The sequence below is a fragment of the Croceicoccus sp. BE223 genome, assembly GCF_031457155.1.
In the GTDB taxonomy this organism is placed as follows: domain Bacteria; phylum Pseudomonadota; class Alphaproteobacteria; order Sphingomonadales; family Sphingomonadaceae; genus Croceicoccus.
Genome location: NZ_JAVDWB010000002.1, coordinates 525,374 through 548,816 on the forward strand (window position 1 = coordinate 525,374; position 23,443 = coordinate 548,816).

Sequence of the window (23,443 nt, forward strand, 5' to 3'; positions counted from 1 at the left end):
TGGTTTCGTACGGTCAGTGCACCGGCGGATCGACCGCCGGCACCCGGCCCACGGGCGCGACCGGCTCTCCGGGCGTGCGTGGCGGCAGGGCGTTTTCCGGCACGTCGGCAATCATCATGTCGGGCGTCGGCACGTGCTCCAGATTGCGGACGACGACACGGACCTCTCCGCCCGCGATGTGCAGTTCGTTGAAGCTCGGCGGGGTCGAGCGCAGCCGCTGCGACAGCGTTCCGGCACCGATCATGCGCACCGGGCCGTTCGGCGTGTCGTGGACCAGGTCGAAGGCGTCGTGGACGTGGCCGGACAGCACCGCGACCACGCCTCGCTTCGCCAGTTCGGCCAGCGCCTTGTTGCCGCCGCGGGTCAGCGCCGTGCCGCGCGTGCCGACCTCGACCAGCGGGTGGTGGCAGGTGACCAGCGCCCGGGTGCCGGCGGGCAGCGCGTCGATCATGGCGAGGCATTTCTCCAGCGCACGGCCGGTGATCCAGCCCTTCGACCAGTTGAGCCGCCACTGCGCCCGCGCCGCCGTCTTCAGCGGCACGATGGCGACACCCGGCAGTTCGATCTCGCGTTCGATCAGCCCCTCGATCGCGCGGAACCGGCGATAAGGGGTGACGAAGCGCTCGATCGGGTTGAAATAAGGCATGTCGTGATTGCCGACCTCGACCGTGACCGGCACGTCGAGCGCGCTGATCCAGCGGCAGGCTGCGGCGAATTCGCGGTGGCGGGCGCGCATCGTCAGGTCGCCGGTGATCGCCACCGCATCGGGGCGGCAGCGCTCGATCTCCGCCGCGACCCACGCGATGGCGCCTTCATCGACCAGCCCGAAATGGATATCCGAAAGATGGAAGAGGAGGCGTTCGTCGGTGCGCTTTGCTGCCGGATCGCTCACGCCTGCGCCTCGGTGACGATCAGGTCGACCTCGCAGGGCACGACCGTGAACCTGGCGCGGCGGGGCAGTTCGGCACTTTCGCCGTCGATCAGGGTCGGCAGCACTTCGTCCGTGCTTGTGCCCGCTTCGGCCGCCAGTTCGATCGTCATCGCGTCCATCTGCCCCAAGTCATCGTGCGGACCTTTCCGAAAATCGCGCTGCAACAGCGCAACGCCCTGCTGGGCATAGTCGCCCACGGTTTCGGAATGATAGGCCGCGACCGACATCGTCCCCTGTTCCGGGGTGAGCACCAGCAGCGGATAGCCCTCTTCCTTGCCGACCCTCGGCTCGGCGATCCGCACCTTGGTGCCCGCGGCCGATTCGCCGATGGCGGTTACCGCCTGCGTCGCGAAACCGACGATGTCCATGTCGCGCATCGCCTCGCGCACTTCGCCCCATGCGGTGCCGGGGCCGACCATCAGGCCCGCCAGCGCATCGCCGGCATCGCACCGCACGACGCAGGGGCGCTCCTTGCGAAAATCACCCTTGCCCACCCTGGCGACGATGTCCGGCGTCTCGACATCGCCGTGCAGGCGGATCGACAGGAGGTTCATCGTCCCGCCCGGCAGGATGAGGATGGCGCCCGACCAGCCGTAAAGGCCGGTCACCAGCGCGTTGATCGTGCCGTCGCCCGTGTAGATCGTAACGAAATCGACACCGGCCGCGTCAAGCTCGGCCGCGGTCGGCAGCTTGTCCTGCTCGGGAAAGCGGATGACCCTGTCGAGATCGATCGCGTTCTGCGTGCAGCACTCGCAAAGCGCCTCGAAAGCCGCGTCGTCGTAGCTTCCGCTTGCCGGATTGACGACGAGCCAGGTCCGTTTCGAACCGGCTTCGGGCGAGTCGTTTTGCGCGTGTTCCATGGCAGCGAAAATCGCGACGCATGACTGTGGTTCCCGGCTTCGGAATTCCCGCTGCCGGCCACGCCCTTGCGCGTTCATTAATGACAAGACTGTCAAGTAAAACGCGCGTTCGACCGCTGCGGAATCGTCATCCGGATCAACAGGTTCCGAATGTTAACTGTCATAGCTGTCAATATTACAAATCGAAGACAAATGTCTTTTATTAAAAACCGTTCGTATCGCATGTAACGAAACCAAATAACTGGTTAAAATTAGATGGACGCGGGGTTGCGATAGACATAGATGGCGCTCGTCGGTCGATGAACGTCGTTCGTCGACTGTAGATGCCGCCGGTCGGGTCGTCTTGCCCCTTCGAAGAGTCTGAAGGGACGGGACCGGCGGGATGAGCAACAACAGGCTCATCGAACAGCAACCGACTCGAACTCTGGGGGATATCATGATCAAGACCATCTTCATCCCGGCTCTGGCCGGGCTCGCCGTCCTCGCCGCGCCCACCGCCGCTCTGGCGAACACCGCGCAGGACACCGTAACCGTCCGCGTTTCGGCCGCCGACCTCGACCTGACGAGCGACGCCGGCGCCGCCGAATTGCAGAAGCGCATCCGCGCCGCGACCTTCAAGGCCTGTCTCTACGACGCCAAGGGCCAGGTCACGCCCGCCGACGTCCAGTTCTCCTGCGTGCGTGAAAGCAGCAAGGAAGCCCGTCCGCAGGTCGCGCAGAAGATCGCCAGCGCCCGCTTTGGCGGCTGACACCAGCCGTCCAATACCTGGGCCCCGTCCGGACCAGTCCCCCGGTCGGGGCCCATTTTCCCGAGAGAAGGCGGCGCCAGCGATGGTTGCCGCCTTCTTTTTGGCCTGAGCGCGCCGGGTTCCGGCCCTAGCGCCCCGCCATCGCTTTCACCGCCTTGAGATGGGTGCGCCCGATCCGCACCGGTTCGCCCTGGGCGATCTCCGCCGACCAGACGCCCAGCCCTTCGTGGCGCAGCCCGGTGATGAAATCGCGGCGCAGGATGGTCGACCGGTGAACCCTGATGAAGCGTTCCGGGTCGAGCCGTTCTTCCAGCGCGCCGATCGTTTCCAGCAAGAGGTGGCTGGCATCGCCGACATAAAGCCGCACGTAGTCGCGCTCGGCATCGATGCGGTGCACGTCGGCGGCGGCGATGCGCAGCAGTTCGGAGCGGTGCGGCACCCAGAACTCCTCGATCCACGCGGTCGCCCGCGACGCGCCCTGCCCGCTGGACCGGCGGGCAAAGGCGCGGTCGATGGCGCGGGCCAGCCGGTCGGGCGCGACCGGCTTCAGCACGTAGTCGACCGCGTCGAGGTCGAACGCCTCCACCGCGAAGCTGTCGTGCGCGGTGACGAAGACGACCGCCGGGCGCTGCGCCGGGTCGGGCACGGTCTCGGCGATGCGGCGGGCGACCGACAGCCCGTCGACCTGGGGCATCGTCATGTCGAGCAGGACGAGATCGGGGGTCAGCGCCTCGATCATGCGCAGCGCCGCGGCGCCGTCGGCGGCGGTGCCGACGATGCGCAGCCGCTCCATCCGCGCGCAGATCACCTGCATCCGTTCGACGGCCAGCGGCTCGTCGTCGACGATCAGCGTCGCCAGCGCCCGCTGCTCCATTCCGTTTTCCATGTCCCGCGTCCCCCGATGCCGTCGCTTATTCGCCGTCGCCGGTAAACGACAGCGGCATGCGGATCACCGTCCGCCACCCATGCTCCCCGCCCGGACCTGTGCTGTGGCCGGAACGGGGGCCGCTCGCCACGCTGGCATCGTCGCCGAAGCGTGCCTTCAGCCGGTTGCGCACGTTGTCGAGCCCAATGCCGAAGCCGTGCTGGCTGTCATCCGCCAGCGAGCCGCCCGGCCCGTCATCCTCCACCCGGATCACCAGCCGCCCGTATTCCTCCAGCGCGACCAGCCGGATCGTCACCGGACGCCCGACCGGCGCGACCGCGTAGCGGACCGAATTCTCCACCAGCGGCTGCAGCAGCATGCCCGGCACGCGCGCGTTGGCAAGGTGTTCGGGCACCTCGACCTCGATACGCAGGCGATCGGGAAAGCGCACCGCCTCGATCTGCAGGTAGAGCCGCTGCAACTCGATCTCCTCCGACAAGGGCACGTCGTGGGTCGGGTCGCCCGAAAGCGAGCGGCGATAGAAGGTGCTGATCGTCTGGATCATGGTTTCGGCCTGCTCCTTGCGGTCGGTCATGACCAGCGCCGAAAGCGAATTGAGAGTGTTGAACAGAAAGTGCGGATTGACCTGGTAGCGCAGCGACTTCAGCTCCGCCGCCTTGGCCGCGCGGCGATATTCGCCCTCCCGCCGTTCGGCGACGCGAGCCTGCACCGCCTGCCCCATCGCGATATAGAGCGCGCACCACGACAGCAGCAGGAAATAGCGGCCAAGCGCGATGTCGGTCAGTTGCTGCCACATGATCTTGCGGCGCAGCGGCTCCTCGACCTTCAGCATCCGCGCCTCGTCCTCGGCGCTCATCCCCGCGGTCTCGTCGACATTGCGCACCGTGCCGCTGCCGTCGGGGCCGCGGATCTCCTCGGTCACGATTGTCGCGGGCGGGGCGGGCATCGCGGGCGTTTCGGGCGCGGCGGCATCCTCGGCCCGGTTGCCCGGATCGTCGGGGCGCGGCGTCGGGGCGGGTGGCACAGGCGGCGGGGGCACGGGGGGCGGGGGCACGACCGCGTCGTCGCCCGGCACGCCCGGCACGTCGACCAGCAGGTTGCCAGCCTCGTCGCGGCGGATGCGGACGCCCTGGTCCTGGCCGACGCTGCGCACGATCTTCGCCTCGACATCGGCAAAGGCCTTCTGGTTGATGAAGGCGAGCAGCAGCGAGGCCGGCACCGCCGCCACCACCGCGATCAGCACGCGCAGGCCGATGCGGCTATGGTCGAACCCGCGCAGCAGCAGCCAGAGCAGGACGGTCACCCCGATGCCCGCCAGCGTCACGACGAAGCGGCGGGTCAGCAGGTCGGCCTGGAAATCGAATTCGAGGACCAGCCCGCGTGCCGTCGCCAGAAGGAAATAGGCGATCCACAGGACCGTCATCGAAACGAGCACGGCGACGAAGCCGACGCCGCGCTCCTCTGCGGGATCGGCCGGGCCGTCTCGGTTTGCCAACGGGTTCTTCACCGGGCGTTGATAGGACGGGCCCGATGCCTTGGCCAGAGGGGGAGGGCGGCGCGGTCCGCCCCCGGTCGAGGCGAATCCGCGCTTGGTCGATCAGCCCGCCCCGGTCGGCGGTCCGCTCAGGTGCCGGGCAGCAGGTGCTCGCGCGCGATCTTGTCCTTCCAGACCAGCGGGGCGAGCTGGTGGACGTTGTTGCCCTCGGCATCTACGGCGACGGTCACCGGCATGTCCTCGACCTTGAATTCGTAGATCGCCTCCATGCCGAGATCCTCGAACCCGACGACTTTCGCTTCCTTGATCGCGCGGGCGACAAGGTAGGCCGCGCCGCCCACCGCCATCAAATAGGCGACCTTGTGCTTCGCGATCACCTCGGTCGCGCCCTGGCCGCGTTCGGCCTTGCCGATCATGGCGAGAAGGCCAAGCTCGAGCATGGTGTCGGTGAACTTGTCCATGCGGGTCGCGGTCGTGGGTCCGGCGGGACCGACGACTTCGCCGACGATCGGGTCGACCGGGCCGACGTAATAGATCGCGCGGCCGCGGAAATCGACGGGCAGCTCCTCGCCTTTCGATAGCATGTCGGCAATGCGCTTGTGCGCCGCGTCGCGCCCGGTCAGCATGTGCCCCGACAGCAGCAGCCGGTCGCCGTGCTTCCAGCCCTGCACCTCTTCGGGGGTCAGGGTGTCGAGGTTGACCTTCTTGGCCGCCGCATCAGGCTTCCAGCCGACGTTGGGCCATTCGTCGAGGTTCGGCACCGGGATGAAGCTCGGCCCGCTGCCGTCCAGCGTGAAATGCGCGTGGCGGGTGGCGGCGCAGTTCGGGATCATCGCGACCGGCTTGCCCGCGGCGTGGCACGGCCAGTCCATGATCTTGACGTCGAGCACGGTCGACAGCCCGCCCAGGCCCTGCGCGCCGATGCCCAGCGCATTGACCTTGTCGTAGATCTCGATGCGCATCCGCTCGATGTCGGTCCGGGCCCCGCGCGCCTTCAGCTGGCCCATGTCGATCGGGTCCATCAGGCTCATCTTGGCGAGCTTCATGCAGTGTTCGGCCGTGCCGCCGATGCCGATGCCCAGCATGCCCGGCGGGCACCAGCCGGCGCCCATCTGGGGCAGCATCTCGATGACCCAGTCGACGATGTTGTCGCTGGGGTTCATCATCTTGAACTTCGACTTGTTCTCGCTGCCGCCGCCCTTGGCCGCGACGTCGATGTGCACCTTGTCCCCGGGCACCATCTCCACCGACAGCACGCAAGGGGTGTTGTCGCGCGTGTTGCGGCGGGTGAAGGCCGGATCGGCGAGGATCGAGGCGCGCAGCTTGTTGTCGGGATTGTTGTAGCCGCGGCGGACGCCCTCATCGACGACCTCCTGCAGGCTCAGCTTCGAGTTGAGGCGGCAGTCCTGCCCCCATTTCACGAAGACGTTGACGATGCCGGTGTCCTGGCAGATCGGGCGGTGCCCTTCGGCGCACATCCGGCTGTTGGTCAGGATCTGCGCGATCGCGTCCTTGGCCGCGGGGTTCTGCTCGGCCTCATAGGCTTCGCCCAGCGCCTTGATGTAGTCCATCGGGTGGTAGAAGCTGATGAACTGCAGCGCGTCGGCCACGCTGTCGATCAGATCCTGTTCCTCGATCATCACCATGTCGGACATCGCCGAAATCCCCTTCGTCTGCCGCCGGTCGCCCGGATCGAGCGGGCCTTAGCCCCGCCTTCCGGTGATGCCAAGATGGCGCAGGCGCCGCAACGGCACGCACCGGGGGGCTGGCGTTGATCGAACGCGGTCGCGCTCCGGTCGAGGCGCGTTGGCCTCTTGGCGCTGGGGCGGGAATGGCGTAGGGCGCGCTGGCAAGCGGTTTCTTTGCCGCGGTGCCCCACGGGCACGAACCCAGGCCAGACGGGACAGCGCTCCTGCGCGCAAGGCCCGTCACAGACGAAAGAGTGCATCCGCGATGGCCAGTGCCGCCGTTTCGAACTCCAACGACTTCGCTTCCCGATCCGCCGGCGAAATCCCTGGCGAATCCGCGCGCGCCCGGCGCGCCATGGTCGACAGTCAGCTGCGCGTCAGCGGCATCAACGATCCGCGCGTTCTCGCGGCCTTTGCCGCCACCGCGCGCGAGGATTACGTCAGAGCCGACCAGCGCTCGATCGCCTATGTCGACCGTGCCCTGCCGCTGGGCGAGGGACGCATGCTGACCGCCCCGCTCGGCCAGGCGCGACTGGTCACCGAGGCTCTGCCGAAGGACACCGACAAGACGCTGCTGATCGCCGGCGGCACCGGCTATCTCGCCGCCGTGCTCGCCCCGCTCGTCGCCTCGCTCGACGTGGTGGAGGACGATATCCGCCTGTCCGGCCTGCCCGGCACGAAGGCGGGAAGCTGGCACACAAGCCCGCTGGCCGAAGGGTGGCCGGGCGGCGCGCCCTACGACCTCATCGTCATCGACGGCGCGGTCGAGCAGTTGCCCGCGGGCTTTGCCGCGCAGCTCGCCGAAAACGGCCGCATCGTCACCGGCACGCTCGACAGCGGCGTCACCCGCATCGCGGTGGGCCGCCGCTCGGGCGGGGCGATCGCTCTGATTCCGGTCGCCGACATCGCGATGCCGGTGCTCGCCGCCTTCGCCGCGCCGAAGGGGTGGTCGTTCTGATGCACTTGTCGCAGGGCCGCATCCGGGCCGGGCTGCTTGCCGGGGCGGCCATGCTGCTGCCCGCGCAGGCGATGGCCGACACGCTTCAGCAAGCGCTGGCGCTCACTTACCAGACCAACCCGACGATCCAGGCCGCGCGCGCCGATTTGCGCGGCATCGACGAGAACGTGCCGATCGAACGCGCCGACGGCTTGCCGAGCATCGGCGGCAGCGCGCAGTACACCGAATACCTGAAGCAGAGCAGTTCGTCGTTCAACGCGCCCGACCGCCAGCTCAGCACCAGCCTCGATCTCGCGGTGCCGGTCTATTCGGGCGGGGCGGTCAAGAATTCGGTCCGCGCTGCCAAGCAGCGGGTGCAGGCCGGCCGCGCCGACCTGAAGGCGACCGAATCGGGCGTCTTCGCGCAAACCGTCGCCGCCTACATGGATGTCATCCGCGACAGCGCGGTGGTGCAGCTCAACCGGCAGAACGTCGACACCCTCGGCGTCAACCTGCAGGCGACCCGCGACCGGTTCGAAATCGGTGACATCACCCGCACCGACGTGGCGCAATCCGATTCGCGCCTCGCCATCGCGCGCAGCGACCTGCTGACCGCGCAGTCGAACCTCATCTCCAGCCGCGAACGCTACATCCAGCTGGTCGGCAAGCCGCCGGTCGACCTGCAGCCCCCGCCGCCGCTGCCCGGCCTGCCGTCGAGCCCCGAACAGGCGGTCGAGGTGGCGCTGGCCAACAACCCCGACCTCATCGCCGCGCGCGAACGCAGCGCGGCTTCGCGCTACGACATCGAAGTGGCCGGATCGACCCGCCTGCCGCGTGTCGAGCTGTTCACCGGCGGCGGCTATTCCGACTACCTCGGCTCGCTGCGCACCGACGTGCCCGGCGTCAGCGTTTCGCAATCGGCGACAACCGCGCAGGCCGGGGCCCGGCTGTCGGTGCCGATCTTCCAGGGCGGGCGGCCCGCCGCGCTCGAACGCCAGGCGCAGGCCCGCTCGCAGGCCACGCTGGAAACCGAGATCGCGGTCGAACGCGACGTCGTCGCGCAGACCCGCGCCGCCTATTCGGCCTGGGTCGCCGCGAACGAGACGATCGAGGCGACGACCACCGCCGTGTCCGCCGCCGCGCTGAGCCTCGAGGGCGTGCGGGCGGAAAACACCGTCGGCAACCGCACCATCCTCGACATCCTCGACGCCGAGCGCGAACTGCTGACCACGCAGGTCCAGCTCGTCACCGCGCAGCGCAACGCCTATGTCGCGGGCTTCTCCCTGCTCGCCGCGATGGGCAAGGCGGAGGCGGAGGACCTCAATTTCGATGTCGGCCCGCTCTACGATCCGGTCGCGCACTACGACAGCGTGAAGAGCGCGATCTGGGACTGGCGCAAGGAGCCGGACCCCGTCGCGCAGTCGACCCGCACCGTTGACACTCCCGCGCAAGACGCCGACATTCGGGCTCGCTGATCCCCGCCGGGATCGCGGACCTGAAAGGAACGGTTGGACGTGCAGAAGGATGGCGAGCCCTCGGTCGAGGATATTCTCCGCTCGATCAAGAAGGTGATCTCGCGCGAGGACGACAGCTATCGCGGTCGGGCTGAGGATGGCGAGACGGCTGCCGACGCCCCGGTCCAGACTGCCCCCGATCCCCTGCCGAATTCGGGCATCGGTTCGCTTCGCGCCTTCACCCCGCGCGATGCCTTCGGTCGGCCCACCTTCGTCCAGCCGCTGACCTCGGTTTCCCCAGCCACGCCGCCCGTCAATGCGGAGCCAGAGGATGTCGGGCCGGAGGATGCCGGGGTGGAAGATGCCGCGGTCGAGATCTACGATCTCGGGGCCGAGGTGGAGGCGGACGAAGGGCCCGCCATCGATTTCGCCCCGCTGCCCGCCGGGTTCGAGCCGCCCGCCGAAAGCGATGCGGACGAAGCCGAGGGCAAGGATGCGGAGGAGGCTCTGGCCCACCCCGAAGCCAACTTCCAGCCGGAACCGCCCGCCACTCTCGCCGCCCCGGCTGCACCCGAACCTGCGCCCCAACCCGCGCCGGAGCCGACTCTGGCCGCAGCCCCGGCCCACGAGGGCCTCCTCGCCGGGGCGGCCGCCGCCGCGGTGCGCGAGCAGCTCGGCGCGCTGAGCAGCGTGACCGCCGCCGCGACCCGCGCCGAAAGCCCGCCGCACCCGCTCGAGGACGTGGTCCGCGACATGCTGCGCCCGATGCTGAAGGACTGGCTCGACACCCACCTGCAAGGCATCATCGAGCGCATGGTGCAGGACGAGATCGCCCGCATCACCGGCCGCCGCTGAGGCCGGCACGGTGGCGAAGAAGGCCGGCCCCGAGGCGATCGCCCGCGCGCGCGCCGAACTGGCAGTCATGGGCGGGGGCGAGCCGTTCTCGCGCCACATCTTCCTCTGCGCCGATCAGACCAAGGCCAAGTGCTGCCCGAAGAAGGTCGGTCTCGAAAGCTGGGACTACCTCAAGAAGCGCCTCGCCGAACTCGGGCTGGACCGGAAGGGCGGGGTGATGCGGACCAAGGCCAACTGCCTGCGCCTGTGCGTCGCGGGGCCGCTCGCGGTCGTCTATCCCGACGGGGTCTGGTACCATTCCTGCACGCCCAGGGTGCTGGAGGAGATCATCCAGCAGCACCTGATCGGCGGCGAGCCGGTCGAGGCATACCGCCTGACGGTGCCGGACGCGGCGGCGAGCGAAGCCTGACTCTCGCCGCCCCGCACGATCAGTGTGGAACGGCCCCCAGCTCGAACCCGGTCTTGTCGTGCAGGGCGAAGCGGTCGACGATATCAGCGCTCGCCCGGTTGTAACCGACGATCTCCACCGTGCGACCGTCGCGGCGTAGGCGGGCGACGATCTTGTCCAGCGCGGCGACCGCCGAGATGTCCCAGAAATGCGCCGCGGTCATGTCGATCCGCACGTTCGGCGCCGTCTCGGCCATGTCCATCGCCCGCACGAAACGATCGACGGAGGCGAAGAAGATCTGCCCGGTCACCCGGTAGCACGCGGTTTCGCCGTCTTCGGACAGGGTCCGCTCCACCCCGAACATGCGCTGCACCTTGCCCGCGAAGAAGATCCCCGAAAGCAGCACGCCGGCCAGCACGCCCAGCGACAGGTCGTGCGTGCCGACCACGACGGCGACGGTCGACAGCATAACCACCGACGACGGCCAGGGATGACGACGCAGGTTCGGGATCGAATTCCAGCTGAACGTGCCGATCGACACCATGATCATGATGGCGACGAGCGCGGGCATCGGCACTTGGCCGACGAAGGGGCCGAGCACGGCCAGCAGGAACATGAGGAACGCGCCCGCGGTGAAGGTGGACAATCGCCCGCGATCCGCCCGACGTCACGTTGATCACCGACTGGCCGATCATCGCGCAGCCGCCCATGCCGCCGACCAGCGCGGCGGCGATGTTGGCGCTGCCCTGGCCCGCGCATTCGCGCCGCTTGTCGCTGTCGGTCTCGGTCATGTCGTCGACGATTTGCGCGGTGAGCAGCGATTCCAGCAGGCCCACCGCCGCCATCGCCGCCGAATAGGGCGCGATGATCGCCAGCGTGTCCCAGGTCAGCGGCACGTCGGGCCAGACGAGGCTGGGCAAGCCTTGGGGCAGGTCGCCCATGTCGGCCACGGTGTTGACCGGCGCACCGGTCCAGATCGCCAGCGCGGTCAGCACCACGATCGCGACCAGCGGGGCGGGGACCGCCGTGGTCAGCCGGGGCAGCAGGTAGATGATCGCGAGCTCGCCCGCGATCATGGCGTAGGCCTGCCATGTCTCGCCGGTCAGTTGCGGCAACTGCGCCATGAAGATCAGGATCGCCAGCGCGTTGACGAACCCGGTGATGACCGATCGCGACACGAACTGCATCAGGAGGTCGAGCCGGATCAGGCCGGCCACGATCTGGATCAGGCCCATGAGGATGGTGGCGGCGAAGAGGTATTCGACCCCGTGTTCGCGGACCAGCGGGATCACCAGCACCACGACCGCGGCGGTCGCCGCCGAGATCATGCCCGGACGCCCGCCGGTGAACGATATGACGATGGCGATGGCGACCGACGCATAGAGACCGACACGCGGATCGACCCCGGCGATGATCGAGAAGCCGATGGCCTCGGGAATGAGCGCGAGCGCGACCACGATCCCGGCAAGGATGTCGCCACGCGTGTTGGCCAGCCAGTCACGGCGGAGCGAGGCGGGAAATGTCATGAGGTCGTCCAGATGAGATCAGCGGCCCGTGCGGCCGCGTTGTCCCGGGGATAGGCGCCGGGCCGAGCCACTCGCGAAGACGCGAGTCCGTCGATGCTGCGGCCTATCGCCCAGGATGAGGCCAAAGGCAAATCGCGAACCGGCGGCTCGCTGCCGGGGCTCGCCTGATCCGCGCGGGACGGGCGGGTATCGAACCGGTGCGATTTGATTTTCCTACACGGCCGCGCGGCGGCATCGTTCTTCGCGCTCTTTCGAATCGTCGATCCGCACGCCCCCGTCGCCTGACAGGTGTCACCTGTCACCCGGCAGGCCGAAAGCCGGGGATTGCGCGCCCCGGCGCGGGTGGGGCAGGGTGACAGGGTGTCGCCTTTGTCACCCTCTTTGCCGTCCCCCCGGCGTCCCTTCGCCCGCTACTCGATGTTGTCCCAGGCGTCCTTGGCCTCGTCACCGACGCGGTCGTCGACCGCCTCGTCGTGGCCGGTCCCGCTCGACAGGAAGACCAGCCCCATCAGCGCCGCCATCAGCATCATCGCCGCCGTCACGCCCAGCGCGGTCGCGATGTAGAGGTGGATCGAAACGAGCCCGTTGCGCCAGTAGAGGAAGGCCAGCGAGATCGCGACGGTCGTGCTGGTCAGCGCGAACATCCACTTCATCAGTCGCCGATAGCGCGCCCAGGCATGCGCGGCGTTCTTCGGATCGTCGAGAGGGGAGGGGCGGGTCATGGCGGCATCCTTCGAGGCGGGCATCCATGGACCCGGCAAGGCCCGCTGGCAAGACGGCGCGGCTTCTGTCATCATGCTTGCCGAGCCACGGCGCCGCGCCGTCGGCCGGGGCAACCGGGCCGGGCCAGCGCGGCGCGACGGGCAGCGCAAACCTTGGAAAGGAGGGGCCATGAGCATCGCCAGGATCGTCGCGGGTCGCAACCACGAGATCACCACCTGCACCGAGCAGACCTCGGTAAAGGACGCGGTGGCCCTGCTGACCGAGAAACGGATCGGCGCGATGCCGGTGGTCGATGCGAGCGGCAAGGTCGTCGGCATCTTTTCCGAACGGGACGTCATCCGCTGCCTCAACGTCCACGGCGGCGAGGCGCTGGACCTGACTATGGACAAGGTGATGACCTCGCCCGCCGTCACCGTCACCCGCGACACCAGCGAGAACCAGGCGCTGGCGCTGATGACCCGCCGCCGCATTCGCCACCTGCCGGTCGTGGAGAACGGCAACATGGTCTCGTTCCTGTCGATCGGCGATCTGGTCAAGGCGCGCATCGATGAGATCGAGAGCGAGGCGAAGGCGCTGCGCGACTACATCCACAGCGCCTGACCGGCCAATTGTGCCGGTCGCGCCGCTTGCCCCGGGCGGCGGCGCATCCTACCTTTGCGGCATGGAACAGCCCGTCACCCTCAGCCCGTCCGCCGCCGCGCGCGTCGCCGCCATCGCCAGCCGCCAGGGCCGCGACCCGGCGCTGCGCCTCGCCGTCGAAGGGGGCGGGTGCTCGGGCTTCCAGTACAAGTTCGATCTCGCCTCTGCGGTGGAGGACGACGACACCGTGGTCGAGCGGGACGGGGTCAGGCTGATCGTCGATGCGGTCAGTCTCGACCTGGTGCGCGGGTGCACCGTCGACTACGTCGAATCGCTGGGCGGCGCGGCGTTCCGGGTCGAAAATCCCAACGCGGCGGCCGGCTGCGGTTGCGGGTCCAGCTTCTCGATCTGATGCGGATCGCCAGCTTCAACATCAACGGCGTCAAGGCGCGCCTGCCCCGCCTGCTCGAATGGCTCGACGAAACGAGGCCCGACGTCGCCTGCCTGCAAGAGATCAAGTCGAGCGACGAGACCTTTCCGGGCGATGCCTTTCACGAGGCGGGCTACCGCGCGATCTGGCACGGGCAGAAGGGCTTCAACGGCGTCGCCATCCTGCAGCGCGGCGAGGAACCCCCGCACGAGGTGCTGCGCGGCCTGCCCGGCGACGACGACGACACGCACTCCCGCTACATCGAGGCCGAAGTGAACGGCGTGCGGGTGGTGTGCATCTATCTGCCCAACGGCAATCCGGTGCCGGGGCCGAAGTTCGATTACAAGCTGGCCTGGATGGAACGGCTGCGGGTCCGCATGGCCGAATTGCTGGCGGCGGAAATCCCGGCGGTGGTCATCGGCGACTATAACGTGATCCCGCGCGACCGCGATGTCTGGTCGCCTGCCGCGATGGCATCCGACGCGCTGATGCAGACCGAATCGCGCGATTCGTTCTTCCGCCTTCTCCACGACGGTTGGACCGACGCCATTGAACTGCATCATCCGCGCGGCGGGATGTGGACCTTCTGGGACTACCAGGCCGGCGCATGGCAGCGCGACCACGGTTTTCGCATCGACCACGCGCTGCTCTCGCCCGCGCTGGCCGACCGGCTCCTATCCTGCGGAATCGACAAGGAATATCGCGGGCGCGAAAAAGCGAGCGATCACGTTCCGATCTGGATCGAAACGCGGGATTGAGCGTTTGAAGGATTAGAAGGGTTCCGGAAATACGAAAGGCCGCCGGATTGGGGGAATCCGGCGGCCTTTCCGCTTACGCGCGCACTTGGGGGATTTGCACGTTAGCGTTCCATCCGTGCCCTTAACGATAAAAGACGTGATTGTCGATCTGTGCCAGGCGGGTCAGGCGATTTTTCCAGCGCGGCGAAACGTAGCGCGCGTGAAAGAAAAGGGCGCCCTCGGCCTTGCTGGTCCAGGCGTTTTCATGCGCGATCACGGCCAGCTTCTTGGCCTTCTGCCAAGCGTTGCTCGCCTTGTTGATCGAAGGCATCCGCCCGCCTCGCACGAACGAGAACTGCGACGGTTGATACACGACGCCGCAATAGCTCGACGGGAACCGCCCGGATTCGGCGCGGGCGACGACGACGCGGCCCACGGCCAGCTGTCCCGCAAGCGGCTCGCCCTTGGCTTCGAAGTAGATCGCGCCGGCAAGGCAATCGAGCTGCTTGTCGAGCTTGCCGGGAACGTCGCTTTCGGCGACCAGCTCGGCCAGCGAATTGGCGTCGCGAGGCGACTGCTGCGCGATCGGCTCTGCGGCGGACGGCGCGGTCACCGGCTGGACGACCGGAATGGAGACGAATTTGGAAGGGTTCTCGCCTTCGGCCGACGCGGAATCCGAGTCCGCAGTGGTGGCAGAGGCGGTCGCGGTGGCCCCAGCGGGCGCTTCCACGATGGACGGATAGACAGAGGCTTTCGCCAGGGCGCTGGAACCGTCCGTTCCCAGCAGGATGACCCCGAGGGTCGCAACCAGCGAAATCGCGCTGGCGCTCTTTACCTTGCGGCTCATTACTGATCGTTCGAGTGCGGTGAACACCAGTCACAGCGTCTGTAGGAAACGAACCGCCGCATCAGGCCGTCCTTTTGTGTTTCCCGAAACGACGCTGCCGGTCGTTCCCCGTCTGCGCGCCTGTCTTGCGTGCCTTATCGCACGCGTCGACCGCCAACGCCCGGTATGGGGCGCCTGTGCAATTGTGGCGTCAATGTGTCAACAGCAGTAACCCACAAGGGTTGCGATTCAAGCGATGAACCGTTGTGCATTTGCGATATCCAGTTCCACGATCCAGCAATCGCGGTCCCGCTCACCTCGCTTCGCAAGGTAATCATTGAATTCTAACGGCTTTTCGGGATCCTGCCGGCGTGTCGCGACCCACTCGCGCCCCTTTTCCACGCTCGGCATTCGCTCATAAAGCACTGAATCGCGGCCCTTTTCGCAAGTGCACACAAGGATCGTGCCGGCAGTCCTTTCGCCGCGCTTAACCACGGTTGCAAACCCTCCCGCAGCCTCGACCGCCCGAATCAGGGCCGAAACCTCCAGGTGTGCGGGCAGGCGATCGTCTGCCGCCTCTTCCATGTCAGGACACGCGGTAACCGGGCAGCCCGGACAGCGCGATCTGAGAGCGCATGAACGTGCCGGTTCCGCGGCCCACTTCCTCTCCATCCTCGTCGACCAAGCGTGCCTCCGCCATCAGCACGCGGCGTCGACCGCTGATCCATCGCCCCTCCGCCACGATCCGACCGCCCTTGATCGGCCGGGAAAAGTGGAGGTTGAAGGAGGTGGTGAGCAGGAAGCGGTCCGACACCATCGTGTTGGCCGCGTAGAACGACGCATCGTCGAGCATCTTGAAGTAGATCGTGCCGTGCGCGGCGCCCGCGGCGTGAAAGGCGCTTTCGTCGACTTCGAACTGGATGCGGGCCAGCCCTTCGCCGGGAATGTCGAGCCGCGACTTGAAGAGGCTGTTGATGGGAGCGGAGGCGTAAAGGGATTCAAGAGCGCGCCAGTGAAGCTCTGCCCCGCTCGCGCCCCCGGCGGCCTCTTCGCTCATACCCCGCTCCCCGCCGTTGCCTGCGCCGTCCGCCCCGATCAGGCCGCGTCGCGTCCCGAATCGCTGGTCAGCAGGGCATACACGGTCTCATCGTTCTGCGCCTCGCTCAACCGGTCGCGCAGGCGATCGTCCCGCAACATGCGGGAAATCGCGGCTAGCGCGTGGAGATGCGCCGCGCCCGACTGTTCGGGCGACAGCAGGCCGAAAGCCAGATCGACCGGCAGACCATCGGCGGCATCGAAACTGACCGGCGCCGACAGGCGCAGCACGGCACAGATCGGACGACGGATCCCAGGAATGCGGGCATGGGGGATTGCGACGCCGCGACCGAAGCCGGTGCTGCCCAGCCTCTCCCGCTCCTCCAGCGCCTCGAGCACGACGACGGGATCGAGCGCGTAGACCTTGGCGAACTGCCGGGCGAGCGCCTCGATCACCTCGCTTCTGGACAAGGCATTGCTGGTCCCCACCGCGGCGGGGTCGAGAAGATACAGCGCACTCATGGTTCGTTTTTGCTTCTCTGCCTTCACTTTCCGGCCCACGTCGAAGCGCGGGTCCGGACGGACTCGACAACGCGCCGGTCGCGGCGTCGGTTACACCCCGCGCCGCAGCCCCGCACGCCCTTGCGAACTCTTCTCCCTGATTCGCAAACGTCGATGCTCAAGTCCGCTGCCGGCCGCGCCTGCGGCCCGCATCCCTGCGCCGAAACGCCCGCGGACTACTTGATGGACGGTTCGACCCAGCCGATCGTGCCGTCATTGCGGCGGTAGACCATATTATGCCGCCCGGTGCCAGCATTTTTGAAGAACAGCGCCGGCGTGTCGCGCAAGTCGAGCATCATCACCGCGTCCGAAACCGAAGCCTCGGGGATGTCGGTTCGCGTCTCGGCGATGATCGGGGGAGCATCGGCCTCGACGCTTTCTGCCTCCTCGTCCTCGGTCGCACCCTGAAAGACGATGTAGGCCGCCTCCTCCTGCTTCACCGCGTAGTCGGACTGTTCATGCCGATCCTTCAACCGGCGCTTGTAGCGGCGCAGCTGCTTGTCGATCTTCTCCGCCGCCTTGTCGACCGCCTGGTGCGCGTCCTGCGCCTCCGCATGGCCCTTGACGATCAGGCCTTGCATCACGTGCGTGACGATATCGACGGTGAAGCTGTCGTGCGGACCCTTGCCCAAGGTCACCTGCGACGACAGCGCACGGTTAAAGTACTTGTCGACGATTGCGTTCAACCTGTCCGCGGCATGCGCCTGCAGCGCGGCGCCCGTGTCGACCTGATGTCCGGAAACGCGAATGTCCATCGACTACTCCTTTTTTCTGTCTTCTTCCCCTGGATCGCAGGGCGGAGCGTGGTGCCGATTTCGGTATCAGCCCGCGACCGCTCCTTCGTTCCAGATGGGGCCTTTCAGCGTCGCGATAAAGGCCCGGTGGCGTTCGATCTCCTCCACGCTCGCCGCATGGGGACGAGCCGGTCGGAATTCGCGCCGGACCACCACCGTTCCGCTGAAGATCTGCGTCGGCCCCGCCACCACCGCATCGGCCACGAGTTCGAGACCGATCTGCCGCCCGCCGGTCAGTTCGACATAGAGCTGGGCGAGCAGTTCCGCGTCGAGCAGCGCGCCGTGCTTGGTGCGGTGGCTACGGTCGATGCCGTAGCGGGTGCACAGCGCGTCGAGCGAGAGCTTCGCGCCCGGATGCTTGCGCTTGGCGATCTGCACCGTGTCGATCATGCGGCTGGTGCAGACCGCATCGCGACCGCACTGGCCCAGTTCGGCATTGATGAAGCCGAAGTCGAAACCCGCGTTGTGGGCAACCAGCGGCGCATCGCCGATGAAATCGAGAAAGTCCTGAACCTTTTCGGCGAAGCGCGGCTTGTCCGAAAGGAACGTCGCCGACAGCCCGTGCACGGCTTCCGCCTCTGCCGGCATGTCGCGGTCGGGGTTGAAATATTCGTGGTAGACCCGGCCCGTGACGACCCGGTTGACCATCTCGACACATCCGATTTCCACCAGGCGATCCCCTGTGCGGGGGTCTAGGCCAGTGGTTTCGGTATCGAACACGATTTCGCGCATCGGCCCGACTATGCGCCGGGGCAGGCCCCGTGACAAGGGGAGACGGACCGATCGGGACGTGCGGAACGAAGCGGCGGCATGGCTGGTTCTCCCCCTTGCGATGCGCACCCGCCCTCTTTCCGACTTTTCGTGGCTAAGGCCCGATCCGCACGGCATTTTCGTGATTCCCTGCAACGCCTGGATCGACCCTTCGAAGCCGGTAGAGACCGCGCTCGTCACCCACGGCCACGCCGATCATGCGCGCGGGGGTCATGGCAAGGTCGTCGCGACTCGGGAAACGTTGGCCATCATGAACCTGCGCTATGGCGGCGCGCAGGACGAGATCGCCGTGCCGCTGCGCGAACCGGTGGACCTGGGCTGCGGCGTCACTGCGGCATATTTCCCGGCCGGACATGTCCTCGGCAGCGCGCAGATCCTTCTGGAACATGCCGGCGAGCGGGTGGTGGTGACCGGCGACTACAAGCGGCGGCCCGATCCCACTTGCGCCCCGTTTGAAGTGGTGCCGTGCGACATCTTCATCACCGAGGCGACGTTCGGCCTGCCGGTGTTTCGTCACCCGCCCATCGCGGCCGAGATGCACAAGCTCCTCGAAGCGCGCGAGCAGCGGCCCGACGGCTGCGTCGCGGTCGGCGCCTACGCGCTGGGCAAGGCGCAGCGGGTGATCTGCGAACTGCGCAACGCCGGCTATCACCAGCCGATCTACCTGCACGGCGCGCTCGAACGGATGTGCGGCCTTTACGAGGAACTGGGCGTGCCATTGGGCGAACTGCGCAGCGCGACCGGCATCAACCGCGACGAGCTGAAGGGCCAGATCGTGCTGTGCCCGCCATCCGCGCTCAACGACAGGTGGAGCCGCCGCCTGCCCGATCCGGTCACCGCGATGGCCAGCGGCTGGATGCGCGTGCGCCAGCGCGCCCGCCAGCGCAACGTCGAACTGCCGCTGGTCATTTCCGACCATTGCGACTGGGACGAACTCACCCGCACCATCCAGGAGGTCAACCCGGCAGAAACCTGGATCACCCACGGGCGCGAGGAGGCTCTGCTGCGCTGGTGCCAGCTGAACCAGCGGCGGGCGCGGGCGCTGGCGATGGTCGGCTACGAGGACGAGGACGACTGATGCGGGGCGACGACTGATGCGCGCTTTCGCGACCTTGGTCGACCGGCTGACCTATACGCGCAGCCGCAACGCGAAGCTCGATCTCATCGCCGACTACCTGCGCACCACGCCCGATCCCGATCGCGGCTGGGCGCTCGCGGCGCTGACCGGCGCGCTCGACTTTCCCGCCGTCAAGTCGAGCACCATCCGGAACCTTCTGACCGAGCGGGTCGACCCGATCCTCTACGCACTGTCCCGCGACTATGTCGGCGACACGGCGGAAACCGCGAGCCTGCTCTGGCCCGCGCCGGAGGCGCTGGCGGGCGACGACCCGAGCCTGGCCGAAGTCGTCGCACTCTTGCGCGGGATGACCCGGACTTCGGTGATGACCGAGCTGCCCAGGCTGCTCGACCGGCTGGATGCCGACGGGCGCTATGCCCTGCTCAAGTTCGCGACCGGCGCCATGCGGATCGGGGTGTCGGCGCGGCTGGCCCGCGTTGCCTTCGCCCAGGCTTTCGAAGTGTCGGTCGACGAGGTCGAGGAATACTGGCACGGCGTGGATCCGCCCTATCCGACGCTCTTCGCCTGGGCCGCCGATGGCGCGGAACCGCCACGCACCGATCTCGTGCCGCTGTTCCGCCCCTTCATGCTCGCGCATCCGCTGGAGCAAACCGTCGTGTCGCTCGACGACTATGCGGCGGAATGGAAGTGGGATGGCATCCGGGTTCAGCTGGTCCACGTCGGGGGCGAGACGCGGGTCTATTCGCGAAGCGGCGACGACATCTCGGCGACGTTCCCCGAAATGGCGTCGGCGCTCGACTTTCCGGCGGTGCTCGACGGCGAGCTTCTGGTGCGCGGCAGCCACCAGGGCGGCGAAGAGGGCGGTGCGGCAAGCTTCAACGCCCTGCAGCAGCGGCTCGGTCGCAAGACCGTGTCGAAGGCGATGCTGCGCGACTATCCCGCCTTTGTCCGCCTTTACGATGTCCTGCTGCGCGACGGGGAGGACTTGCGCGAATTCGGCTGGGCGCAGCGACGCGCGCACCTCGAAACGCTGATGGACCGGCTGGACCCGGAACGGTTCGACCTGTCGCGCCTGATCGAGGCCGACAGTTTCGACGCGCTTGCCGCGATCCGCGAGGGCGCGCGCGACGAGGCGATCGAGGGCGTCATGCTGAAGCGGCGCGATTCGCCCTATGTCGCCGGGCGGCGCACCGGGCTGTGGTACAAGTGGAAGCGCGATCCGCTGCTGATCGACTGCGTGCTGATGTACGCCCAGCGCGGCAGCGGCAAGCGATCGAGCTTCTATTCCGATTTCACCTTCGGCTGCTGGGACGGCGACCCCGACGAGGGGGCGGAACTGCTGCCGGTGGGCAAGGCCTATTTCGGCTTCACCGACGACGAGCTCAAATGGCTCGACCGGCACGTTCGGCAGAACACGGTCAACCGCTTCGGCCCGGTGCGCGAAACCGACAAGTCGCTGGTGCTGGAGGTCGCGTTCGATTCGGTGCACGAGAGCAAGCGGCACAAGTCTGGCCTCGCGATGCGCTTTCCCCGCATCAATCGCATCCGCAGCGACAAGCCCGCGCACGAGGCGGACCGGATCGCAACGTTGCGCTCGATGGTGAAAGACTAGCGGCTTAGGTCGCGCGTCAGCCGCGCGGCGATTCGCTCCGCCGCCCGGCCATCGCCGAAGACGGAAGAGGGCACGGGCATCGGCTCGGCCAGGGCCATGCGCGCGGCGGACAGCAGCGCCGCCGGATCGTGGCCCACCATCCGCGCAGTGCCTGCGGCCAGCGCCTCCGGCCGTTCGGTAGCCTCGCGCAGGACCAGCACCGGGCGGCCCAGGGCCGTCGCCTCCTCCACCACGCCGCCGCTGTCCGACACGATCAGCCGCGCCGCGCGCATCAGCCGGACGAAATCGAGATAATCGAGCGGACCGGTCAGGGTAACACCCGCAATTCCGCCGAGCCTGTCGCGCAGGACCGCGCTTTCGCCGCGCGGATGCAGCGGCAGGATGAGACGCAAGCCATGTTCTCGCACCAGCGCGGCCAGCCCGTCGCCAATCGCGGCCAGCCGCTCAGGCCCCGTTTCGCGGCGGTGGATGGTGGCGAGGACCAATGGCCTGTCGTCGCGGGCCGCCATGACGGCAACCTCGCCGCCGCTGCCGCCCCCGGCATCGAGCATGCCTATCGCCCGGTGCAGGGCATCGACGACGGTGTTGCCGACCCTCTCGATCCGCCAACCCGCGACACCCTCACGCTCCAGCGCCGCCTTTGCCGCAGACGTGGGCGCGAAATGCCAATGGGCGAGCGGACTGACCAAGCGGCGATACCCTTCCTCGGGCCATGGATGCGCCATGTCGCCCGAACGCAGGCCCGCCTCGACATGTGCCACCGGGATGCGGCGGTGGAACGCGGCGAGGGCTCCGGCCAGCGTCGTGGCGGTGTCGCCCTGCACCACCACCGCGCGCGGTCGCACCCGCTCCATCTCCGCGCCCAGCGCCGCGATCAGCCCACCGAGGAGATCGCCGAGATCGGATCCGTCCGGGCGGGTCATCCGCGCATCGACGACGATGCTCATCGCGGCGAGCACGTCCTGGCCCAGGTCGGCATGCTGTCCCGAATGGCAGAATGTCACCGGCAATGCGCCATCGGCACGCAGCGCCAGCGCCACCGGCGCAAGCTTGACGAGTTCCGGGCGAGTCCCGGCAACGATCATGACGGACAAAGGCTGCGACCCCTTGTGAAAGCGCCCTTGGTGCGCACCGGCGATCGGGACTGGCAAGGGGCGACCGGCGGTTTCTTGACAGAAATCAATGCGCTCTTGCCCGGCGGGAGGCATCGACGGGTCTCGGCGAAAGGTCGCCGACGCAAGGAAGGGCCGGACCGACGATGACCGCGAATGCCGCAAGATCCCCTTACGAGGCGCTAGGCGGCGCGCAGGTCTTCCGCGCCATCGTCGACCGTTTCTACGACCTGTTGGAAAGCGAGCCCGCTTATGCCCGCCTGCGCGCCATGCACGGGCCAGACCTGTCGCCGATGCGCGAAGCACTGGCCGGGTTCCTCTCCGGATGGGCAGGCGGCCCGCGGGACTGGTTCGAGGCCAATCCGGGCCGCTGCATGTTCTCGGTCCACTCCGGCTTCGCGATCGACGCCGACACCGCGGCGCAGTGGGCCGAGGCGATGGAGCGGGCCATCGACGATACCCCGACCGCCAGCGGTGCGCTGAAAGCACAGCTGGCGCAGCGCCTGTCCTCCATGGCACGAGGGATGGCCAGGGCGGCCTAGTCCGCGATCTTCAGCACCTTGTCCCGCGCGGTCGCCCCGCGCACAAGCCCGATCCGCACCGGCGGGATGCCGAGCGCTCTTGCGACCAGCGCGATAACCGCCCGGTTCGCCTTCCCGTCTTCCGGCACGGCGTTGACCCGCGCGCGCAGCTGGCCGGCCTCGATCGACAGGGCATCGGCGGACGCATTGGGCGTGACCCGCACCGCCAGCAGGCCGCAATCGTCGATCAGCGCGCGAACCGCGTCGGGCGCGGGCAGGCCGATGCGCGGGCGGGCCAAGCTTCAGCCGCCAAGCGCGGCCTTGTGGGCCTGGCCGTTCTCGACATAGTTGGCGACGCCGTCCTGCATGTCGGCACATTGCGCATCGGTCAGGTCGCGCAGGAACCTGGCGGGGCGGCCCGACCAGAGCTGGCGCGCGCCGATGGTCTTGTTGCCGGTCAGCATCGCGCCCGCCGCCAGCATCCCGTCGCTCTCGATCGTCGCGCTGCTCATCACGATGGCCCCCAGCCCGACAAAGGCGCGGTCGTGCAGGACGCAGCCGTGCACCATGGCGAGGTGTCCGATCAGCACGTCCTCGCCGATGATGGTGGGCCAGCCGGCGCCGTTGTTCTCCTTCGGACTGTCGCAGTGGATCACGCTGCCATCCTGGACGTTGGTGCGCGCGCCGATGACGATGCGGTTGACGTCGCCGCGGATGACGCAGTTGTACCAGATGCTGACATCGGGCCCGATCTCGACATCGCCGAGGATGCGGCATCCCGGCGCGATAAAGGCGCTGTCGTGGATGCGCGGCGTCTTGCCGTGGATGGCGGCGATGGTGATGTCGGTTCGGGTCATGTGTCAGCTTCCGATGCGCGGTGGTTCCGGCCCTCGCTT

26 protein-coding genes, 1 pseudogene and 1 other annotated feature are annotated in these 23,443 nt (G+C 67.8%); of the genes and pseudogenes, 11 read left to right on the forward strand and 16 right to left on the reverse strand.

The window, feature by feature from the left end:
- Positions 1-13 precede the first annotated feature (13 nt).
- Together J2X37_RS06500 and J2X37_RS06505 are read right to left on the reverse strand one after the other, a co-directional pair.
- Positions 14-892 carry a metallophosphoesterase gene (locus J2X37_RS06500; protein WP_310019103.1) on the reverse strand — a complete coding sequence of 293 codons (879 nt, stop codon included), beginning with the start codon at positions 890-892 and terminating at the stop codon, positions 14-16.
- Positions 889-1,791, reverse strand: coding sequence for a diacylglycerol kinase family protein (locus J2X37_RS06505; protein WP_310019104.1), 903 nt, complete (start codon positions 1,789-1,791; stop codon positions 889-891). Before J2X37_RS06505 ends, J2X37_RS06500 begins: the two co-directional genes overlap by 4 nt.
- Before the next feature lie 436 nt (positions 1,792-2,227).
- Between J2X37_RS06505 and J2X37_RS06510 the strand changes: the two genes are divergently transcribed.
- Positions 2,228-2,539, forward strand: coding sequence for a UrcA family protein (locus tag J2X37_RS06510; RefSeq protein WP_310019106.1), 312 nt, complete (start codon positions 2,228-2,230; stop codon positions 2,537-2,539).
- A 127-nt stretch (positions 2,540-2,666) separates the two neighbouring features.
- Here J2X37_RS06510 and J2X37_RS06515 read toward each other — a convergent pair whose 3' ends face one another.
- The 3 genes from J2X37_RS06515 to J2X37_RS06525 all read right to left on the reverse strand — a co-directional run bounded on the left by J2X37_RS06515 (position 2,667) and on the right by J2X37_RS06525 (position 6,575).
- Positions 2,667-3,425 (reverse strand): LytTR family DNA-binding domain-containing protein, encoded by a 759-nt coding sequence (locus tag J2X37_RS06515; protein WP_310019108.1) that lies wholly within the window; start codon positions 3,423-3,425, stop codon positions 2,667-2,669.
- Positions 3,426-3,450: 25 nt separating this feature from the next.
- Positions 3,451-4,932 (reverse strand): histidine kinase, encoded by a 1,482-nt coding sequence (locus tag J2X37_RS06520; protein ID WP_310019110.1) that lies wholly within the window; start codon positions 4,930-4,932, stop codon positions 3,451-3,453.
- A gap of 116 nt (positions 4,933-5,048) precedes the next feature.
- The gene (locus J2X37_RS06525) at positions 5,049-6,575 is read right to left on the reverse strand and encodes a fumarate hydratase (protein WP_310019112.1); all 1,527 of its coding nucleotides are present in this window, start codon (positions 6,573-6,575) and stop codon (positions 5,049-5,051) included.
- Between the two features lie 298 nt (positions 6,576-6,873).
- Here J2X37_RS06525 and J2X37_RS06530 point away from each other — a divergent pair, with 298 nt between their 5' ends.
- The 4 genes from J2X37_RS06530 to J2X37_RS06545 all read left to right on the forward strand — a co-directional run bounded on the left by J2X37_RS06530 (position 6,874) and on the right by J2X37_RS06545 (position 10,263).
- Complete coding sequence (locus J2X37_RS06530; RefSeq protein WP_310019114.1) at positions 6,874-7,566, forward strand: protein-L-isoaspartate O-methyltransferase; 693 nt, start codon at positions 6,874-6,876, stop codon at positions 7,564-7,566.
- Complete coding sequence (locus tag J2X37_RS06535) at positions 7,566-9,020, forward strand: TolC family outer membrane protein (RefSeq protein WP_310019116.1); 1,455 nt, start codon at positions 7,566-7,568, stop codon at positions 9,018-9,020. The genes J2X37_RS06530 and J2X37_RS06535 overlap by 1 nt, the downstream gene beginning before the upstream one ends.
- A gap of 39 nt (positions 9,021-9,059) precedes the next feature.
- A complete protein-coding gene (locus J2X37_RS06540) occupies positions 9,060-9,854 on the forward strand; it encodes a DUF2497 domain-containing protein (RefSeq protein WP_310019118.1) in 795 nt (264 codons plus the stop codon).
- Between the two features lie 67 nt (positions 9,855-9,921).
- Positions 9,922-10,263 (forward strand): (2Fe-2S) ferredoxin domain-containing protein, encoded by a 342-nt coding sequence (locus J2X37_RS06545; RefSeq protein WP_310019538.1) that lies wholly within the window; start codon positions 9,922-9,924, stop codon positions 10,261-10,263.
- A gap of 19 nt (positions 10,264-10,282) precedes the next feature.
- Here J2X37_RS06545 and J2X37_RS06550 read toward each other — a convergent pair.
- Together J2X37_RS06550 and J2X37_RS06555 are read right to left on the reverse strand one after the other, a co-directional pair.
- Positions 10,283-11,768, reverse strand: a pseudogene (locus J2X37_RS06550) (SulP family inorganic anion transporter).
- A 37-nt stretch (positions 11,769-11,805) separates the two neighbouring features.
- Positions 11,806-11,860, reverse strand: a sequence feature (sul1 is cis-regulatory element that is thought to sense ions involved in sulfur or methionine metabolism; They are found in Alphaproteobacteria).
- Between the two features lie 318 nt (positions 11,861-12,178).
- Positions 12,179-12,490 (reverse strand): hypothetical protein, encoded by a 312-nt coding sequence (locus J2X37_RS06555; RefSeq protein ID WP_310019120.1) that lies wholly within the window; start codon positions 12,488-12,490, stop codon positions 12,179-12,181.
- A 169-nt stretch (positions 12,491-12,659) separates the two neighbouring features.
- On the opposite strand from J2X37_RS06555, the gene J2X37_RS06560 reads away from it, so the two are divergent.
- The 3 genes from J2X37_RS06560 to xth all read left to right on the forward strand — a co-directional run bounded on the left by J2X37_RS06560 (position 12,660) and on the right by xth (position 14,258).
- Positions 12,660-13,091, forward strand: a complete 432-nt coding sequence (locus tag J2X37_RS06560) for a CBS domain-containing protein (RefSeq protein ID WP_310019122.1) — start codon at positions 12,660-12,662, stop codon at positions 13,089-13,091.
- 61 nt (positions 13,092-13,152) lie between these two features.
- Complete coding sequence (erpA, locus tag J2X37_RS06565; protein ID WP_310019124.1) at positions 13,153-13,482, forward strand: iron-sulfur cluster insertion protein ErpA; 330 nt, start codon at positions 13,153-13,155, stop codon at positions 13,480-13,482.
- Complete coding sequence (xth, locus tag J2X37_RS06570) at positions 13,482-14,258, forward strand: exodeoxyribonuclease III (RefSeq protein ID WP_310019540.1); 777 nt, start codon at positions 13,482-13,484, stop codon at positions 14,256-14,258. Before erpA ends, xth begins: the two co-directional genes overlap by 1 nt.
- Positions 14,259-14,379: 121 nt before the next feature.
- Here the strand turns inward: xth and J2X37_RS06575 are convergent, their stop codons facing one another.
- The 6 genes from J2X37_RS06575 to dnaQ form a co-directional block, all read right to left on the reverse strand.
- Positions 14,380-15,084, reverse strand: a complete 705-nt coding sequence (locus J2X37_RS06575; protein ID WP_310019127.1) for a cell wall hydrolase — start codon at positions 15,082-15,084, stop codon at positions 14,380-14,382.
- A gap of 228 nt (positions 15,085-15,312) precedes the next feature.
- On the reverse strand, positions 15,313-15,648 hold the full coding sequence (locus J2X37_RS06580) for a DUF1491 family protein (RefSeq protein ID WP_310019129.1): 336 nt from the start codon (positions 15,646-15,648) through the stop codon (positions 15,313-15,315).
- A gap of 1 nt (position 15,649) precedes the next feature.
- Positions 15,650-16,120 (reverse strand): PaaI family thioesterase, encoded by a 471-nt coding sequence (locus J2X37_RS06585; RefSeq protein WP_310019131.1) that lies wholly within the window; start codon positions 16,118-16,120, stop codon positions 15,650-15,652.
- A gap of 38 nt (positions 16,121-16,158) precedes the next feature.
- Positions 16,159-16,620 carry a PTS sugar transporter subunit IIA gene (locus J2X37_RS06590; RefSeq protein WP_310019134.1) on the reverse strand — a complete coding sequence of 154 codons (462 nt, stop codon included), beginning with the start codon at positions 16,618-16,620 and terminating at the stop codon, positions 16,159-16,161.
- Between the two features lie 215 nt (positions 16,621-16,835).
- The gene (hpf, locus tag J2X37_RS06595; protein ID WP_310019136.1) at positions 16,836-17,414 is read right to left on the reverse strand and encodes a ribosome hibernation-promoting factor, HPF/YfiA family; all 579 of its coding nucleotides are present in this window, start codon (positions 17,412-17,414) and stop codon (positions 16,836-16,838) included.
- A 66-nt stretch (positions 17,415-17,480) separates the two neighbouring features.
- Complete coding sequence (gene dnaQ / locus J2X37_RS06600) at positions 17,481-18,185, reverse strand: DNA polymerase III subunit epsilon (RefSeq protein WP_310019138.1); 705 nt, start codon at positions 18,183-18,185, stop codon at positions 17,481-17,483.
- A 100-nt stretch (positions 18,186-18,285) separates the two neighbouring features.
- On the opposite strand from dnaQ, the gene J2X37_RS06605 reads away from it, so the two are divergent.
- Together J2X37_RS06605 and J2X37_RS06610 are read left to right on the forward strand one after the other, a co-directional pair.
- Positions 18,286-19,302 carry a ligase-associated DNA damage response exonuclease gene (locus J2X37_RS06605; protein ID WP_310019141.1) on the forward strand — a complete coding sequence of 339 codons (1,017 nt, stop codon included), beginning with the start codon at positions 18,286-18,288 and terminating at the stop codon, positions 19,300-19,302.
- Positions 19,303-19,318: 16 nt separating this feature from the next.
- Positions 19,319-20,914 carry a cisplatin damage response ATP-dependent DNA ligase gene (locus tag J2X37_RS06610; protein ID WP_310019143.1) on the forward strand — a complete coding sequence of 532 codons (1,596 nt, stop codon included), beginning with the start codon at positions 19,319-19,321 and terminating at the stop codon, positions 20,912-20,914.
- Here the strand turns inward: J2X37_RS06610 and wecB are convergent.
- Positions 20,911-21,999, reverse strand: a complete 1,089-nt coding sequence (gene wecB, locus J2X37_RS06615) for a non-hydrolyzing UDP-N-acetylglucosamine 2-epimerase (RefSeq protein ID WP_310019145.1) — start codon at positions 21,997-21,999, stop codon at positions 20,911-20,913. The two genes, J2X37_RS06610 and wecB, sit on opposite strands and share 4 nt — an antisense overlap.
- A 173-nt stretch (positions 22,000-22,172) precedes the next feature.
- On the opposite strand from wecB, the gene J2X37_RS06620 reads away from it, so the two are divergent.
- Positions 22,173-22,568, forward strand: coding sequence for a group II truncated hemoglobin (locus J2X37_RS06620; RefSeq protein WP_310019147.1), 396 nt, complete (start codon positions 22,173-22,175; stop codon positions 22,566-22,568).
- Here J2X37_RS06620 and J2X37_RS06625 read toward each other — a convergent pair.
- Together J2X37_RS06625 and J2X37_RS06630 are read right to left on the reverse strand one after the other, a co-directional pair.
- Positions 22,565-22,846, reverse strand: coding sequence for a DUF167 domain-containing protein (locus J2X37_RS06625; RefSeq protein ID WP_310019149.1), 282 nt, complete (start codon positions 22,844-22,846; stop codon positions 22,565-22,567). The genes J2X37_RS06620 and J2X37_RS06625 overlap by 4 nt on opposite strands.
- Before the next feature lie 3 nt (positions 22,847-22,849).
- Positions 22,850-23,404 (reverse strand): gamma carbonic anhydrase family protein, encoded by a 555-nt coding sequence (locus J2X37_RS06630; RefSeq protein WP_310019152.1) that lies wholly within the window; start codon positions 23,402-23,404, stop codon positions 22,850-22,852.
- Between the last annotated feature and the right edge of the window lie 39 nt (positions 23,405-23,443).